The sequence below is a fragment of the Solilutibacter pythonis genome (assembly GCF_003697345.1).
GTDB classification, from domain to species: domain Bacteria; phylum Pseudomonadota; class Gammaproteobacteria; order Xanthomonadales; family Xanthomonadaceae; genus Solilutibacter; species Solilutibacter pythonis.
The window spans coordinates 100,000-114,822 of sequence record NZ_RFLY01000006.1 but is presented as its reverse complement, the minus strand read 5'-3'; the positions used below and the strand labels follow the sequence as shown (position 1 = coordinate 114,822).

General features: G+C 67.7%; 17 protein-coding genes. 10 read left to right on the top strand and 7 right to left on the bottom strand.

What is annotated here, in order from left to right; all coding sequences use genetic code 11:
* Window positions 1-15: 15 nt before the first annotated feature.
* The 4 genes from EBB59_RS05675 to EBB59_RS05655 all read right to left on the bottom strand — a co-directional run bounded on the left by EBB59_RS05675 (window position 16) and on the right by EBB59_RS05655 (window position 4,420).
* Window positions 16-912 (bottom strand): universal stress protein, encoded by an 897-nt coding sequence (locus EBB59_RS05675; RefSeq protein ID WP_122101174.1) that lies wholly within the window; start codon window positions 910-912, stop codon window positions 16-18.
* A gap of 1,217 nt (window positions 913-2,129) precedes the next feature.
* Window positions 2,130-3,029, bottom strand: a complete 900-nt coding sequence (locus EBB59_RS05665) for a DMT family transporter (RefSeq protein ID WP_122101173.1) — start codon at window positions 3,027-3,029, stop codon at window positions 2,130-2,132.
* A 1-nt stretch (window position 3,030) separates the two neighbouring features.
* Complete coding sequence (locus tag EBB59_RS05660) at window positions 3,031-3,519, bottom strand: Mpo1 family 2-hydroxy fatty acid dioxygenase (protein ID WP_122101172.1); 489 nt, start codon at window positions 3,517-3,519, stop codon at window positions 3,031-3,033.
* Window positions 3,520-3,523: 4 nt separating this feature from the next.
* Window positions 3,524-4,420: a phosphoribosylaminoimidazolesuccinocarboxamide synthase gene (locus tag EBB59_RS05655; protein WP_122101171.1), complete on the bottom strand. Its 897-nt coding sequence runs from the start codon at window positions 4,418-4,420 to the stop codon at window positions 3,524-3,526.
* A gap of 58 nt (window positions 4,421-4,478) precedes the next feature.
* On the opposite strand from EBB59_RS05655, the gene EBB59_RS05650 reads away from it, so the two are divergent.
* From EBB59_RS05650 to EBB59_RS05610, 9 genes are all read left to right on the top strand, one after another.
* On the top strand, window positions 4,479-4,820 hold the full coding sequence (locus EBB59_RS05650) for a J domain-containing protein (protein WP_122101170.1): 342 nt from the start codon (window positions 4,479-4,481) through the stop codon (window positions 4,818-4,820).
* A complete protein-coding gene (gene rpe / locus EBB59_RS05645; protein ID WP_122101169.1) occupies window positions 4,817-5,500 on the top strand; it encodes a ribulose-phosphate 3-epimerase in 684 nt (227 codons plus the stop codon). Before EBB59_RS05650 ends, rpe begins: the two co-directional genes overlap by 4 nt.
* Complete coding sequence (gene rraA, locus EBB59_RS05640) at window positions 5,497-5,985, top strand: ribonuclease E activity regulator RraA (protein WP_122101168.1); 489 nt, start codon at window positions 5,497-5,499, stop codon at window positions 5,983-5,985. The genes rpe and rraA overlap by 4 nt, the downstream gene beginning before the upstream one ends.
* A 188-nt stretch (window positions 5,986-6,173) precedes the next feature.
* Window positions 6,174-7,133 (top strand): lipid kinase YegS, encoded by a 960-nt coding sequence (gene yegS / locus EBB59_RS05635; RefSeq protein WP_122101167.1) that lies wholly within the window; start codon window positions 6,174-6,176, stop codon window positions 7,131-7,133.
* A gap of 137 nt (window positions 7,134-7,270) precedes the next feature.
* Window positions 7,271-8,758: an anthranilate synthase component I gene (trpE, locus tag EBB59_RS05630; protein WP_122101166.1), complete on the top strand. Its 1,488-nt coding sequence runs from the start codon at window positions 7,271-7,273 to the stop codon at window positions 8,756-8,758.
* Window positions 8,759-8,768: 10 nt separating this feature from the next.
* Window positions 8,769-9,347 (top strand): anthranilate synthase component II, encoded by a 579-nt coding sequence (locus EBB59_RS05625; protein WP_122101165.1) that lies wholly within the window; start codon window positions 8,769-8,771, stop codon window positions 9,345-9,347.
* 1 nt (window position 9,348) lies between these two features.
* Window positions 9,349-10,383 (top strand): anthranilate phosphoribosyltransferase, encoded by a 1,035-nt coding sequence (trpD, locus tag EBB59_RS05620; protein ID WP_122101164.1) that lies wholly within the window; start codon window positions 9,349-9,351, stop codon window positions 10,381-10,383.
* Window positions 10,376-11,185, top strand: coding sequence for an indole-3-glycerol phosphate synthase TrpC (gene trpC / locus EBB59_RS05615; RefSeq protein ID WP_122101163.1), 810 nt, complete (start codon window positions 10,376-10,378; stop codon window positions 11,183-11,185). The genes trpD and trpC overlap by 8 nt, the downstream gene beginning before the upstream one ends.
* On the top strand, window positions 11,182-11,922 hold the full coding sequence (locus EBB59_RS05610; protein ID WP_122101162.1) for a haloacid dehalogenase-like hydrolase: 741 nt from the start codon (window positions 11,182-11,184) through the stop codon (window positions 11,920-11,922). The genes trpC and EBB59_RS05610 overlap by 4 nt, the downstream gene beginning before the upstream one ends.
* A 16-nt stretch (window positions 11,923-11,938) precedes the next feature.
* On the opposite strand, the gene EBB59_RS05605 is transcribed toward EBB59_RS05610, so the two are convergent.
* Window positions 11,939-12,388, bottom strand: a complete 450-nt coding sequence (locus tag EBB59_RS05605) for a GNAT family N-acetyltransferase (RefSeq protein WP_158601724.1) — start codon at window positions 12,386-12,388, stop codon at window positions 11,939-11,941.
* A 7-nt stretch (window positions 12,389-12,395) separates the two neighbouring features.
* Window positions 12,396-13,082 carry a cAMP-activated global transcriptional regulator CRP gene (crp, locus tag EBB59_RS05600; RefSeq protein WP_122101160.1) on the bottom strand — a complete coding sequence of 229 codons (687 nt, stop codon included), beginning with the start codon at window positions 13,080-13,082 and terminating at the stop codon, window positions 12,396-12,398.
* 129 nt (window positions 13,083-13,211) lie between these two features.
* Here crp and speD point away from each other — a divergent pair, with 129 nt between their 5' ends.
* Window positions 13,212-14,003, top strand: a complete 792-nt coding sequence (speD, locus tag EBB59_RS05595) for an adenosylmethionine decarboxylase (RefSeq protein ID WP_122101159.1) — start codon at window positions 13,212-13,214, stop codon at window positions 14,001-14,003.
* Between the two features lie 51 nt (window positions 14,004-14,054).
* Here the strand turns inward: speD and EBB59_RS05590 are convergent, their stop codons facing one another.
* Window positions 14,055-14,777: a hypothetical protein gene (locus EBB59_RS05590; protein ID WP_122101158.1), complete on the bottom strand. Its 723-nt coding sequence runs from the start codon at window positions 14,775-14,777 to the stop codon at window positions 14,055-14,057.
* Between the last annotated feature and the right edge of the window lie 46 nt (window positions 14,778-14,823).

Below are 14,823 nucleotides of genomic sequence, written 5' to 3'. Positions count from 1 at the left end.
CACGGCGCGCGGCGCTCAGCCGCGCACGATCAGGGTATCGGTGATTGCGGTTTCGAGCAGGCGCTTGGCCACGCTGCCGATCAGCGCGTCGGCCAGGCGGCCGCGGCCGTGGCTGGCGATCACGGCGAGATCGAGCCGTTCGTCGAGGCTGGCCTGGCGCAGCAGGCGCACCGGGTTGCACAACGCCGGTCGCGGCTGCCACTGGGCCGCCGCCGCCTTCGGCAGTTGTTCGTCGCGCCAGCCGGTGAGGGCGCGGACGGTTTCGGCCTCGGCGCGCGTCACCGCCGCCTCGCGGGCGACGGACTCGCCGGAGAGTTCGCGCAGCGGCAGATCGAAGCCATGCAGGAGCAGCCGCGTCTGCGCGTCGTTGAACCATTGCGCCGCCAGTTGCAACGCATGGGCCGCGGCCGGTGAGAGGTCGCAGGCGACGCCGATCCGCGCATAGGCGCCCTGCGGCCTCTGCTGCACCACCAGCACCGGTATCGTGGAATGGCGCGACAGCCACACCACCGTCGAGCCGAGCGCGACGCGTTGCAGGGCGTCGCTGCGGGCGATGCCGGTGACGATCAGGCCGCAGCCGGTTTCCCGCGCCACTCGCAACACGGTCTCGCCGATGTGCGCGGATTCCTCGACACGCACTTCGACCTTGGCCGCGCCTTCCGGCAATTGCGCGCGCACGCGCTCTTCGATCAACTCGGCCTGGGTTGGCGCGTCCTCGTCCTCGCCGTCCTGCTGGAAATGGTTGGGCTTGCTGAAGCTCGATTCCTGCGGGAGCACCACCAGGATCACCAGTTTCGCCCGCCAGTGTCCGGCGAGTTGCAGGGCGCGGTCGTAGGCGCGGTCGGTGCGCGCGCTGAGGTCGGTGGCGAGCAGGATGGCCTGGGGCGTGTCCGGTTGGGCGGAGGCGGGCATGGGGGAGTCGGTCCTTACGGCGGCGAACGCTCGAAGTTTAGCCGCCCCGTCGCGCCGACGGCAGCGCTTGTGCCTCGCGTATCCTTGAGCGATGGCCCAGGATCGCGCCTCGCGCAGGCATCGTCGATGAAGACCGCGCTGGTGTTCGGCGCCAGCGGGCAGATCGGTCGTCCGCTGCTGTCGCGTCTACTCGGTGACGGCTGGCCCGTGCTGGCTGTCTCGCGGCGCGCGGCGCGGCAGGGCGGCAACCCGCGGGCGGCGCACTGGCTCGAAGGGGAGTTTGCCGCGATGCCGGCCTTGTCCGCGCGGCCGGGGTTGATCGTCAGTTGCGGTCCGCTCGATGCCTTCGCCCATTGGCATGCCGGGCACGATGCCGGCGCGCGCAGGGTGATCGCGTTCGGTTCGACCAGTGTCGAGGTCAAGCGCGAATCGGCGGACGCGGGCGAGCGCGACATCGCCCGCCGCCTGCATGAGGCGGAAATCTCGTTGCGGGCGGTCTGCGCCACACGCGGCGCTGCGCTCACGCTGTTGCGACCGACGCTGATCTACGGCGACGGCGTCGATCGCAGCCTGAGCCGGATCGTGGCGCTGGCGCGCCGGCATGGCCGCTTCGTCTTGCCGCTGGATGCGCGTGGGGGGCGTCAGCCGGTGCATGCCGGGGATATGGCCGATGCCGCCTTCGCCTGCATCGGCAATGCCGTAAGCGTCGGCCGCGCCTATGCGTTGCCCGGTGGCGAGACGTTCGACTACGTCGAGATGGTGCGGCGCGTCCTGGGCGTGTTCGATCCGTCGCCGCGATTGCATCTGTTGCCGATGCCGCTGTTCAGGTTGGCGTTGCTGGCCGCGCGCGCCAGCGGCCGGCTGGACGGCTTCAATGATGCAATGCTGGCGCGGATGCGTGAGGACCTGGTGTTCGATGCCGGGCCGGCGCGGCGCGATTTCGGCTATGCGCCTCGCGCGTTCAAGCCCGATGCAACGTGTTCGCCACCGGGTAGCGCCTTGCGGGGCGGCCATGCGCGGCGAGGCATGCCGGCATGCTTCGCCGTGGCGGCTTTCCGGCGCGCGCGGCAGTCGTCGATGTTCCCTTCGAGGTCCGTACTTGGGCGAATCGACGAAAGCCTCGCGGCGCGCGCGTCAGTGGCCGAGGCTCCCCGCCGTGTGCGTCTGGCCGGGGGCCGGGTGATTGGCGGGGCCGTTTGCCCGCACGGGTATCGCGATCAGATCTCCGCCAGTCCGTTGACCCTGGCGCGCTTGCGCAGGGCGATGGTCAGCACGCCGCCCAGCACCATCGCGCCCCCGGCGAACACGCGCGGGCCGGGGCGGTCGCCCCAGAAGGCGATACCGAGTGCGACCGCGATCACCGGCACCAGCAGCAGCCAGGGCATCATCAGCGCCACCGGGTGTCGCTGCACCAGCCGGAAATAGATGCCGTGGCCAAGCAGCGAGGAGGCCAGCGCCGCATAGGCCACGCCGAGCCACGCCATCGGGCTGGCCCCGCCGGATGAAAACAGCGCGCCAGGTTCCCGCCACAGGCTGAGCGCCAGCAGTGGCGGCACGCTGGTCGCCGCCATCCAGCCCTGCTGGTTGAACATGTCGATGCCGCGCAGGCCCTTCATCATGACCGTGCCGAGGGCGAGCGCCAGCGCCGAGGCCAGCATGGTCAGCAGCGCGGCGGGCTTGGCCAGCACCTTCGGGTCGAGGCCCAGCACCAGCACGCCGGTGAAGCTGATGCCGATGGCCAGCGCGGTGCGCCAGCCGAATTTTTCACCCAGCCACCACCACGCCAGCAGGGTGGTCATCGGGATGTAACTCTGCATCACGATCGCCGCCGAGGAAATTTCCCCGGCCAGGTAAAGCGCCAGGAAGCTCAGGCCGAAATGCACCACGCCGATCAGCAGCGATACCGAGAACAGCCGCACCCGCTGGCCGGGCGGCGGCAGGCGCAGAAACACCGCCAGCGCGGCGAGCAGCACCACGAAGCGCAGCAGGGTGAAGGTGATGGGCGGAATCTCGCGCAGGCCGATCGCCGACATCAGAAAATTCAGCGCCCAGATGAGGCAGACCAGTATCAGCAGGGCGAAATCGCGCCCGCCGAGGCCCAGGGATGCGGCGGCCATTTCAGTATTTCCAGCCGAACTTGCGGTAGAGCTTGTTCAGTACCCAGGCCGGGCCGATCAGCAGATAGGTGAGGTCGGTGAGGAAACTCGGGCGGCGGCCTTCGCGGTAATGGCCGACGAACTGGCCGATCCAGGCGGTCACGAACACGCCCAGCGCCAGCCAGGCCAGCCCGGCGCCGCCCAGTTGCCCGTGCAGCCAGCGCGTGCCCCAGGCGAAGACGACGAACACCGCCAGCATGCCGAAGCCGAGCGGGCGCGAGTGGCGGTAATAGAACATCCAGGCCAGGAACATCGCCAGCGCGGCGAAGGCGCCCGGGCCGAACAGCGTGCCGGGCACCGGGATCGCCCACAGCAGCGCCACCACCGACCACAGGATGAGCGGCACGCAGACCACGTGCAGCCACTGGTTCAGCGGGTTCTGGTGGTCATCGGAGTAGCTGGCGAACCAGCGCTCGATGGGGCGTTCGGCGGTGTCGCGGGGGGCCGGCATTTCTTCAGTCCGCCCCGATTCCCGCCAGGCGGTGCAGTGCCTCGGCATAGCGCGCGCGGGTGCGTTCGATCACTTCCGCCGGCAGGCGCGGGCCGGGCGGGGTCTTGTCCCAACCCAGCGTTTCCAGATGGTCGCGCACGATCTGCTTGTCGTAGCTCGGCGGGCTGGCGCCGATAACGTATTCGTCGGCCGGCCAGTAGCGGCTGGAGTCGGGCGTCAGCATTTCGTCCATCACGTGGAGCTTGCCGTCCTCGTCGGTGCCGAATTCGAACTTGGTATCGGCCAGGATGATGCCGCGTGATGCCGCGTGATCGCGGGCGAAGGCGTACAGCTTCAGCGTGGCCTCGCGCACCGCCTCGGCCATTTCCCGGCCCACCTTGTCGATGGCGGTGGCGAAGTCGATGTTTTCGTCGTGCTCGCCCACCGCCGCCTTGGTCGAGGGGGTGAAGATCGGCGCGTCGAGCTTCTGCGCCTGGCGCAGGCCCGCGGGCAGCGCGATGCCGCCGACCGCGCCGCCGGCGAGGTAATCCTTCCAGCCACTGCCGATGAGGTAGCCGCGCGCGATGCACTCCACCGGCACGGGCTTCAGTTTCTTCGTCACCACCGCGCGCGCCGCGTATGGCGCCGGATCGACGCCGGCCGGCAGCACCGAGGCCACCGGGTCGCCGGTCAGGTGGTTGGCGATGATGTGGCCGGTCTTGCCGAACCAGAAATTACTGATTCGGGTCAGTATCTCGCCCTTGCCGGGGATCGGGTCGGGCAACACCACGTCGAAGGCCGAGAGGCGGTCGGTGGCGACCATCAGCAGGCGTCCGTCGCCCAAGTCGAAGACATCGCGCACCTTGCCGCGATGGATCAGGTCGAGACCGGGTAGATCGGAGTGAATGAGCGTGGTGGCCAAGGCGGTTCTCCCTAAACAGGCCGGCAGTTTAAGCCTTTCGTCCGGTTAAACTTCGCCGATGACCCGCTGGTACGGAAAACTCCTCGGCGCCTGTCTCGGTGCTCTGTTGTTGCGCGGCAACCCGCTGTTGGGCCTGCTGCTGGGCGCCTTGGCCGGGCATGCCTTCGATGCCGACTGGTTCGGCATCGGCGCGCGGAAGGCGCCCTACCGCGTGTTCGGCCTGACCCCCGAGGCCGCCGACGCCGAGATCGACCTCGCCTACCGCCGCCTGATCTCGCAATACCACCCCGACAAGTACGTCGCCGCCGCGCCCGAACTGCGCGCCGAGGCCGAGAAACAGGCGCGCCGGATCAACGCCGCCTACGACCGTATCCAGCAACTCCGGAAAAAACACCGATGAGCCGCCAATCGACCGTGATCGCTCCGTCCATCCTCTCCGCCGACTTCGCCCGGCTGGGCGAGGAAGTGGATAAGGTGCTGGGCGCCGGCGCCGACTGGGTGCATTTCGACGTGATGGACAACCACTACGTGCCCAACCTCACCATCGGCCCGCTGGTGTGCGAGGCGCTGCGCAAACATGGCGTGAGCGCGCCGATCGACGTACACCTGATGGTGGAGCCGGTCGATGCGCTGATCCCGATGTTCGCCGATGCCGGCGCCAGCCACGTCAGCTTCCACCCCGAGGCCAGCCGGCATGTGCATCGCAGCGTGCAGTTGATCAAGTCGAAGGGATGCCAGGCCGGGCTGGTGCTGAATCCGGCCACGCCGGTCGACGTGCTGGACTGGGTGCTGGAAGACCTCGATTACGTACTGCTGATGTCGGTCAACCCCGGCTTCGGCGGGCAGGCGTTCATCCCATCCACGTTGGCCAAGCTGCGCGCGGTGCGCGAGCGCATCGATGCCTCGGGCCGCGCCATCCGGCTGGAAATCGACGGCGGCGTGAAGCCGGGGAACATTGGCGAAATCGCCGAGGCCGGGGCGGATACCTTCGTCGCCGGCTCGGCGATTTTCGGCCGGCCGGATTACCGCGCCGTGGTCGAATCGATGAAGCGCGCGGTCGCCGCCGCGCTCGTGGCATGAGCGCGGCGGCCTGGCGCACCTGCGACCTCAGTGACGCGCATGGCGATGCGCTGCGTATCCCGCTGCTGCCGTGGCGCGACTACGGCGGACGGGTGGCGTTCCACGGCACGCTCAGCACCGTGCGCGCGTTCGAGGACAATAGCCGCGTGCGCGAAGCCGTGCACGAACCCGGCGCGGGCCGGGTGCTGGTGGTCGATGCCGGCGGCTCGCTGCGGCGCTCGATGCTGGGCGACCTGTTGGCCGCCAAGGCGGTGGAGAACGGCTGGGCCGGGCTGGTCATCGCCGGGGCCATCCGCGATGCCGCGGTGATCGCCACGCTCGATCTCGGCGTCAAGGCGCTGGGCACCGTGCCGCGCAAGACCGAGCGCCGCGACCAGGGGTTGCGCGACGTGCCGGTGCAGATCGGCGGCGCAACCCTCCGTCCCGGCGACTGGCTGGCGGCGGATGCCGACGGCATCGTGGTCGCGGACCATCCGCTGGCCTGAGCGCCCGCCGGCATGGAAAAAGCCGGTGCCTCGCGGCACCGGCTTTCGAAATGTTTGGAGGCTCCATCCTCCGCGTTTCGTCCTTGGCTATGACTTCCCATGTTATGGATCGCCGATGACGCCCGGGTGACGACGCCATGGCACACCGATGACATGCCATCAATGCCCGCGCGGCGTACATTCGGCACATGAAAACTTCCGCCGACATGCCCTGCCTGCTCACCCTCAACGGTAAATCCGCCGGACGCAAAGACGTGCGCGAGGCGGTCGAAAGACTCCGCGATGGCGGCCTGCCGCTACAAGTGCGCGTGACCTGGGAAGGCGGCGACGCCGCCCGCCACGTCGCCGAGGCGATGGCGATGGACGCGCGGATGGTGATCGCCGGCGGCGGCGACGGCAGCCTCAACGAAGTGGTCAATGCGCTGATGGAATATGCCGGCCAGGGGCGCGAACTGCCCAGCCTGGCCGTGCTGCCGCTCGGCACCGCCAACGATTTCGCCACCAGCGCCGGCATCCCGCTCGAACCCGGCGCGGCGCTGGCCTTCGCGCGCGCGTGCCGGCCGCGTGCCGTGGATGTGCTGAAGATCGAAGCCGCCGGCGAAACCCGCTGGTGCGTCAATCTCGCCACCGCCGGCTTCGGCACCCAGGTCACGGTGGATACCGACCCGGTGTTGAAGCGTCGGCTCGGCGGCCTGGCTTATCTCGTCACCGGGCTGGGCAAGCTGGGCGATGCCGAGAGCGCCAACGCGCGGGTGCGCGGCGCGGACTTCGAATGGCGGGGCGACTACATCGCCATGGGCATCGGCAACGGTCGTCAGGCGGGTGGCGGCAACGCGTTGTGCCCGGAGGCCCTGATCGACGACGCCCGGATCGATCTCACCCTCGTGCCGCCACCGCCCGAGGGCGGGCAGGGGTTCGGCGAAATGCTCTCGGTGCTCGGCACCGCGCTCGCCTCGGGCAGCAATGCCGCGTTGGCCGAAGTCGCCGTCTGCGCGCGCTCGCCCTGGTTGGCGCTGGAGGCCGATGCGCCGTTCGTGCTCAATCTCGATGGCGAGCCGTTCGAGGCGCGCGCCTTCCGCATCGAATGCGTGCCGAAAGCGTTGCGCCTGCACCTGCCGCCGGACAGCCCGCTGTTGTCGCCGGCTTGACGCGCCGCTGCGCCGATCGGCTACAGTAGCGCGCATGAATCCCGCACCCGTGCGAATCCCCGGCAACGGCAACTGGCGATGGTGGCCCGCAGCCACCGTTCGTCCCGCCCGCCCGTTGCCCAGAGAAGATTCGTCGCATGTCCGCTTCCGAATTCCAGCGCCTCGCCGCTGAAGGTTTCACTCTCGTTCCCGTCGTCCGCGAAGTGCTGTCCGATCTGGACACGCCGCTTTCGGTCTATCTGAAGCTGGCCGACGGTCCATATGGTTATCTCTTCGAATCGGTCGAGGGCGGCGAGCGCTTCGGCCGCTGGTCGATCATCGGCCTGCCGGCGCGGCGCGTCCACGCCTTCTTCGGCCACGAATTGCGCACGAGCGAGGACGGTGTGGAGATCGAGCGCCGCCACGTCGCCGACCCGCTGGCCGAGGTCGAGCGCATCCGCGCCGCCGAACGCGTGCCGAAGGCGCCGGGCCTGCCGGGTTTCTCCGGCGGTCTGGTCGGTTGGTTCGGCTTCGAGTCGATCGGCTACGTCGAGCCGCGCTTCGCCCGCGACGAGCGCCCGGACGAACTCGGCACGCCCGATATCTTGCTGATGCACAGCGACGAGGTCGCGGTGTTCGACAACCTCAAGGGCCGGCTGTATCTCCTCGTCCACGCCGATCCGCGCCAGCCGCATGCCCATGCGCGCGCCGAGCGCCGGCTGGACGCGCTGGTGCACCGCTTGCGCCAGGCCGGCAGCGGTTATCCGGAAACGCTGCACGGCAAGGCGCTGGACGAGGCCGATTTCGTCAGCGGCTTCACCCGCGAGGGCTTCGTCGCCGCGGTGGAAAAAGCCAAGGACTACATCCGCGCCGGCGACGTGTTCCAAGTGGTGCTGAGCCAGCGCCTGTCGGTGCCGTTCCATGCCCGCCCGGTCGACGTCTATCGCGCGTTGCGGGCGATGAACCCCTCCCCCTACATGTATTTCCTCGATACCGGTGCGATGCAGGTGGTCGGCTCCTCGCCGGAGATATTGGTGCGCTTGCAGAATGGCGAAGTCACCGTGCGCCCGATCGCCGGCACCCGCCCGCGCGGCGAGACGCCCGAAGCCGACGCGGCGCTGGAAACCGAACTGCTGGCCGACCCCAAGGAGCGCGCCGAGCACCTGATGCTGATCGATCTCGGTCGCAACGACGTCGGCCGGGTCGCCCAACCGGGCAGCGTGAAGGTGGGGGAAAGCTTCACCATCGAGCGCTACAGCCACGTCATGCACATCGTCAGCGAAGTGACCGGCCGGCTGCGCGACGGCCTTGGCTGCATGGACGTGCTGCGCGCGGCCTTCCCGGCGGGCACGGTCAGCGGCGCGCCGAAGATCCGCGCGCTGGAAATCATCCGGGAACTGGAGCCGATCAAGCGCAACGTCTATGCCGGCAGCATCGGCTATCTCGGCTGGAGCGGCGACGGCCGGCCGGGCGATGCCGACACCGCCATCGCCATCCGCACCGCGGTCATCAAGGACGGCCGCCTGCACGTGCAAGCCGGCGCCGGCATCGTCTTCGACTCCGATCCCGAAAAGGAATGGGACGAGACCATGAACAAGGGCCGCGCGCTGTTCCGCGCGGTGGCCGAGGCGGCGAAGGGGCTGTGAGGGCGAAACGATGATTCTGATGATCGACAACTACGACAGTTTCACCTACAACCTCGTGCAGTACTTGCAGGAGCTGGGCGCGGAGGTGCGGGTCGAGCGCAACGATGCGCTGACGGTCGATGAAATCGAGCGGCTGGCGCCGGCGCGCATCGTCATCTCGCCAGGCCCCAGGACGCCGGACGACGCGGGCGTGTCGATGCGGGTGATCGAGCGTCTCGGCCCGCGCATTCCGATCCTCGGCGTCTGTCTCGGCCATCAGTCGATTGGCCAGGTGCATGGCGGCAAAGTGGTGCGGGCCGGCCGCATCATGCACGGCAAGACCTCGGCGATCCGCCATGGGGGCCAGGGCGTGTTCGCCGGCCTGCCGGACGGTTTCGAGGCGACGCGCTACCACTCGCTGGTGGTGGAGCGGGCCAGCCTGCCGGATTGCCTGGAAATCACCGCCTGGACGGAAAGCGACGATGGCGCGTTCGAGGAGATCATGGGCCTGCGCCACCGCGAGTTTCCGGTCCAGGGCGTGCAGTTCCATCCCGAATCCATTCTGACCCGGCATGGTCATGCGCTGCTGCGCAATTTCCTGGAGTACTGACGTGCCCATCACGCCCCAGCAAGCCTTGCAGCGGACCATCGAGCACCGCGAGATATTTTTCGACGAAATGGTCGACCTCATGCGTCAGGTCATGCGCGGCGAGGTCTCGCCGGCGATGACCTCGGCCATCCTCACCGGCCTTCGCGTCAAGAAGGAAACGGTGGACGAGATCGCCGGCGCGGCCACGGTGATGCGCGAGTTCTCGCGCAAGGTCGAGGTGGCCGAGCGCGCGCATCTGGTCGATATCGTCGGCACCGGCGGCGATGGCGCCCACACTTTCAACATCTCCACCGCCTCGATGTTCGTGGCCGCCGCCGCCGGCGCGCGGGTGGCCAAGCACGGGGGGCGTAGCGTGTCCTCCTCCTCGGGCAGCGCCGACGTGCTGGAAGCGCTGGGCGCGAAGATCGAACTGACGCCGGCGCAGGTCGCGCGCTGTATCGACGAGACCGGCATCGGCTTCATGTACGCGCCGGTTCACCACCCGGCAATGAAACAGGTGGCGCCGGTCAGGCGCGAGATGGGCGTGCGCACGCTGTTCAACATCCTCGGGCCGTTGACCAACCCGGCCGGCGCCGAGAACATCCTGATGGGCGTGTTCCATCCCGATCTGGTCGGCATCCAGGTGCGCGTCTTGCAGGCGCTGGGCGCCAGGCGCGCGCTGGTGGTCTGGGGGCGCGACGGCATGGACGAGCTTTCGCTCGGCGCCGCCACCCTGGTGGGAGAATTGCGCGATGGCGAGGTGCGCGAATACGAAGTGCATCCCGAGGATTTCGGCATCGCCATGGCTCATACCCGCAATTTGCAGGTGAACGATGCGGCGGAATCCAGGGAAATGCTGCTGGGCGCACTCGGTAACGTGCCCGGTCTGCCGTTGGAGATCGTGGCGATGAATGCCGGCGCCGCGTTATACGCGAGTGGCCTCGTCGCCGGCATCGGCGAAGGCATCGTGTTGGCGCGTGAGGCGATCGCCACGGGCGGGGCGCGTGAAAAACTGGAGCAATTCGTGCGGGTGACGCAGAGGTTGGCAAATGAGTGACGTGTTGAACCGGATTCTCGAACGCAAGCGCGAGGAAATTGTCGAGCGTAGTGCGGCGCTGCCTCTGGCCGCGCTGGAGCAACGGCTTGCCGCGGCCCCGGCGCCGCGTGGCTTCGCGGCGGCGTTGCACGCGAGGATCGCCGCGGGCCAGCCGGCGGTGATCGCCGAAGTGAAGAAGGCCAGCCCATCGAAGGGGCTGATTCGCGCCGATTTCGATCCGGTCGCGATCGCCGCCAGCTACGAGCGAGGCGGCGCGGCCTGCCTCTCGGTGCTGACCGATGTCGACTTCTTCCAAGGCGAGGACCGCTACCTGCGACAGGCGCGCGCGGCTTGCGGCCTGCCGGTGCTGCGTAAGGATTTCGTCATCGATCCCTACCAAGTCACCGAGGCGCGCGTGCTCGGCGCCGATTGCGTGCTGCTGATCGTGGCCGCGCTCGACGACGTATCGATGCATCATCTCGCCCAGCGCGCGCTGGCGCTGGGGATGGACGTGTTGATCGAATCCCACGATGGCGAAGAACTCGATCGCGCCCTGCAAGTACCGGCGCTCAATGGGCATGCGCCGCTTATCGGCATCAACAACCGGGACCTGCGCGATTTTTCGGTCACGCTCGACACCACGCTCGGGCTGATCGAACGCATCGGCGGCGACCGCCTCTTGGTGACGGAAAGCGGCATCCATACCCGCGAGGACGTACTGAGGATGCGCGAGGCGGGGGTGGATGCCTTCCTGGTCGGCGAAGCCTTCATGCGCGCCGACGACCCGGGGCAGGCGCTCGCCACGCTGTTTTCCGGCGCATGAGTGCGCCCGTCCCGGCCTCGCGTTACGGCAAGCCGCGCGCCGATGGCGATCTGGTCGTGTTCGATTTCGACCACACGCTTTACGACGGCGACTCCTTCACCCATTGTCTGCGCTGGCTGATCGGCCGCGCTTGGTGGCGGCGATGCCTGGCGTTGCTGGTCATGCCGGTCGCCGCGCCGATGATCGCCTTTCTGCCCACCCGCCGCCGGGGGATCAGCGCCTTCGTCTGGGTCGGCACGGTCGGCCTGCATCGGCGCCGCGACCTCGACGAACTCATCGACCGCTACGTGCTCGCCAACCGCGAGGCGATCCGGGCGCGCCTGCTGCCGGTGGCGCTGGGGGTGCTGCATCGCCACCGCGAGGCCGGCGATACGGTGATCGTCGCCACCGGCGCGCCGCCGGAGCTGGCGCGGGCGATCCTCGCCTTCGTCGCTCACGAGGACGTGCCGGTGATCGGCACCCGGGTCGGGCCGAAATTCGGCGCGCTCGGCGCGCTTCGCCACTGCCATTACGAGATGAAGGTGCGGATGATCTGCGAGGCCGGTTACGTCCAGCCGATTGCGCGCGCCTACAGCGACAGCCGTGCCGATCTGCCGTTGCTGCGGGCTGCGCGTGCGCCGGTGGTGGTCAACCCGAAGGCGAGATCGGTGGCGAAATTCGAACGGCAATTGCCGCCGGGGACGCCGATTCTCAACTGGGGTTGCCCGGATCGCGCCGGTACGCCGGCCGCGTCTTGAGCGGGGCCGGCGGCGTTCAGGAGCCGAGGTGCTTGACGAAGCGCAGAGTGCCGTCGCTGTAGCCGCAGGCACGGTAGAACGCGTGCGCATCGGTGCGTTGCGAGCCGCTGGTGATTTCCAGCCGCGCCGCACCCCCGGCCCGCGCCCGGCGCTCGGCTTCGCGCAGCAGGGCCTTGCCGAAGCCGCGTCCCTGGGCTTCCGGCGTTACCACCATGGCGGTGATCCTGCAGGTGGTGGTGTCCAGCGGCAGGTAATACATGAAATCGAGCGCGATCAGGCCGCAGACCATGCCCTCGTGCCGCGCCAGCACCAGCGCCTGGCGCTCATTGGCGATGATCGTGTGGATGCGCTCGCCGGCATCGGCCCCATCGCAGGGATAGCCCAGCATCGACAGCAGCTCGGCCACGTCGTCCGCGTCCATCAGTGAGGCGTTGCGCAGATCGACGAGATCGATATCCTCGCGCATCGGCTTCTCAGCGGGTGCCGTAGAGGATAATGGTTTTGCCGCGGGCATGCAGACGGCCGTCGGCCTGCAACTTCTTCAATACCCGTCCGGCCATCTCGCGCGAACAACCGACCAGCCGGGCCAGCTCCTGGCGGGACACGCGTATCTGGGAACCCTCGGGGTGGCTCATCGCGTCAGGCTCCTGGGCCAGGTCGAGCAAGGTGCGGCTGATGCGGTCGCTGACGTCGAGGAAGGCCAACCGGCTGGCTTTGCGGCTGGTATCGCGTAGGCGTCGGGTCAACTGGCTGCCGATGCCGTACAGCAGCTTGGGCGCGTCCGCCGCCAGCGGGCCGCTGAGCAGTTGAAGGAATTGCTGGCAGCCGATTTCGGCCAGTTCGCAGGCGGTACGGGTGCGCAACACCACTTCGCGCTGCGAGGACTCGGTGAACAACCCCATCTCGCCGACGAACTCGCCCGAACCGAAATAGCCGAGGATCAGTTCGCGGTTCTCGTCTTCCTCCACCAGGATGCTGACCGAACCGTCCAGCAGGTAGTACAGGGTGCCGCCTGGGTCGCCGGGGCGGAAAATGTCGGTGCGGGAGGGGTAGCGACGACGTTGCGCGTATTGCAAGAGGCGCTCGATGGTGCCGCTGTCCAGGGAGAGCGGCCCCGTGTGTCGACGCAGGGCGAGATTCAGGGAGGCAGGGAGGTTCATTACGGTTCAGTCTTGTGAAGCTTGTACAGCTTATGCGTAACCGCGGGCAGGGGCAAACCTCGTGCTGCCATGTGACGGTGATATCCATGCCGCATAATGGCGGTTTCGTGTCCGATTGGAGTTTCGCCCGTGGTCAAGCCGCTGCCGCGTTTGAAGTTGCAGGGTTTCAACAATCTCACCAAGTCGCTCTCGTTCAACATCTACGATGTCTGCTACGCGGCGTCCGAGGACGAGCGCAGGCGCTACATCGAGTACATCGACGAGCAGTATGACGCCGATCGCCTGACTCAGATATTGACCGACGTGGCCGAGATCATCGGCGCCAACATCCTCAACATTGCCCGTCAGGACTACGATCCGCAGGGCGCTTCGGTGACGATCCTGATCTCCGAGCAGCCGGTGATCGACAAGGCCGACGCCAAGGGCGTGATTTCGGATGCGGTGGTCGCCCACCTCGACAAGTCGCACATCACCGTCCACACCTACCCGGAAACCCATCCGGACAACGGCATCGCGACCTTCCGCGCCGATATCGACGTGTCCACCTGCGGCGTGATCTCACCGCTGAAGGCGTTGAACTACCTGATCGAATCGCTGGAATCGGACATCGTGGTGATGGACTACCGCGTGCGCGGCTTCACCCGCGACATCAAGGGGCGCAAGCACTACATCGACCACAAGATCAACTCGATCCAGGACTACCTGCACAAGAACATCAAGGCGCGCTACGAGATGCTCGATGTCAACGTGTACCAGGAAAACCTGTTCCACACCAAGATGCACCTCAAGGACTTCGACCTCGACAACTACCTGTTCGAGGAAAAAGCCCGCAACCTGTCGTTCAAGGAGCGGATGAAGATCGAGGCGCGGCTCAGGCGCGAGATCGAGGAACTCTACCAAGGACGCAATCTGGCCGATTGATCGCGGGCCGTCGGCGCCAGGCGTGCGATTGCCAGCATGGTGAGCCGAGGGTCAAAGCGCGTTGTCCATTGGCGAGCAACAGGCGCCGCAAACCCCTTCGCAGCACGTGATCGCCCCGCAACAGGTCATCGAGCGTCCGCTGCCATCGGTGCGGGGCGCTGTGCAGCAGTTGTCCTTGCCGTTGCCTGGGCAGGGCAGTTGTGGGCAGTGTTGATCGCTTTTCAGCGTCGTGGCCGCCCGGGTTTCCATTTCCCGGTTCAGCGGCGGGCAGATTCTGGTCATTGCCTCGATGCCGCGCGGATCGTGCCCGGGGCTGGCCCGCACCTGTATCTCCAAGCGGCCGGCGTTGCCATCGATGGCGAGGGTGGCCGGTTGGTTCTCCTCGGCTCTGACGCTGGGTTCGCCCGCGACCACCCAGGCGCCGGCAATCTGTTCCATTACGATTGCCTGGATATCGATACTGGATGCGCCGCTGGCCGTCCTGGCCGCGGGCGTCGTCAGTATTTCCACTCTGAGGCCGCCTTCGCGGTAGGCGGGGTCGACGAGCCGCATCTGTGCGGCGATGCCGTTCAGCACAGTGATCCTCGGTGAAGCGAGTGTCTTGCCGTCGCGTGAAATATGCACTTCCAGCGCATAGGTGCTGGGAGGGGTTCGGAAGTCGGTTTCAGTCGCGCGCAGCGGCTTGGCGGTGATGCCGGTGAGGATGAAGGCGATGGTCGCGAGCCACATCGAAAGATGATGAGTGCGCATGATTTCGTTCTCCTGGCGATGCATGTGGCGAGCATGACCCGGGGGGTGTCGGTCGTACGCCCCATTTTCG

Coding starts and splice junctions, on each gene's coding strand:
- EBB59_RS05675 (WP_122101174.1), bottom strand. CDS start 912: ATGCCCGCCTCCGCCCAACCGGACACGCCCCAGGCCATCCTGCTCGCC.
- EBB59_RS05665 (WP_122101173.1), bottom strand. CDS start 3,029: ATGGCCGCCGCATCCCTGGGCCTCGGCGGGCGCGATTTCGCCCTGCTG.
- EBB59_RS05660 (WP_122101172.1), bottom strand. CDS start 3,519: ATGCCGGCCCCCCGCGACACCGCCGAACGCCCCATCGAGCGCTGGTTC.
- EBB59_RS05650 (WP_122101170.1), top strand. CDS start 4,479: ATGACCCGCTGGTACGGAAAACTCCTCGGCGCCTGTCTCGGTGCTCTG.
- rpe (WP_122101169.1), top strand. CDS start 4,817: ATGAGCCGCCAATCGACCGTGATCGCTCCGTCCATCCTCTCCGCCGAC.
- rraA (WP_122101168.1), top strand. CDS start 5,497: ATGAGCGCGGCGGCCTGGCGCACCTGCGACCTCAGTGACGCGCATGGC.
- yegS (WP_122101167.1), top strand. CDS start 6,174: ATGAAAACTTCCGCCGACATGCCCTGCCTGCTCACCCTCAACGGTAAA.
- trpE (WP_122101166.1), top strand. CDS start 7,271: ATGTCCGCTTCCGAATTCCAGCGCCTCGCCGCTGAAGGTTTCACTCTC.
- EBB59_RS05625 (WP_122101165.1), top strand. CDS start 8,769: ATGATTCTGATGATCGACAACTACGACAGTTTCACCTACAACCTCGTG.
- trpC (WP_122101163.1), top strand. CDS start 10,376: ATGAGTGACGTGTTGAACCGGATTCTCGAACGCAAGCGCGAGGAAATT.
- EBB59_RS05610 (WP_122101162.1), top strand. CDS start 11,182: ATGAGTGCGCCCGTCCCGGCCTCGCGTTACGGCAAGCCGCGCGCCGAT.
- EBB59_RS05605 (WP_158601724.1), bottom strand. CDS start 12,388: ATGCGCGAGGATATCGATCTCGTCGATCTGCGCAACGCCTCACTGATG.
- crp (WP_122101160.1), bottom strand. CDS start 13,082: ATGAACCTCCCTGCCTCCCTGAATCTCGCCCTGCGTCGACACACGGGG.
- EBB59_RS05590 (WP_122101158.1), bottom strand. CDS start 14,777: ATGCATCGCCAGGAGAACGAAATCATGCGCACTCATCATCTTTCGATG.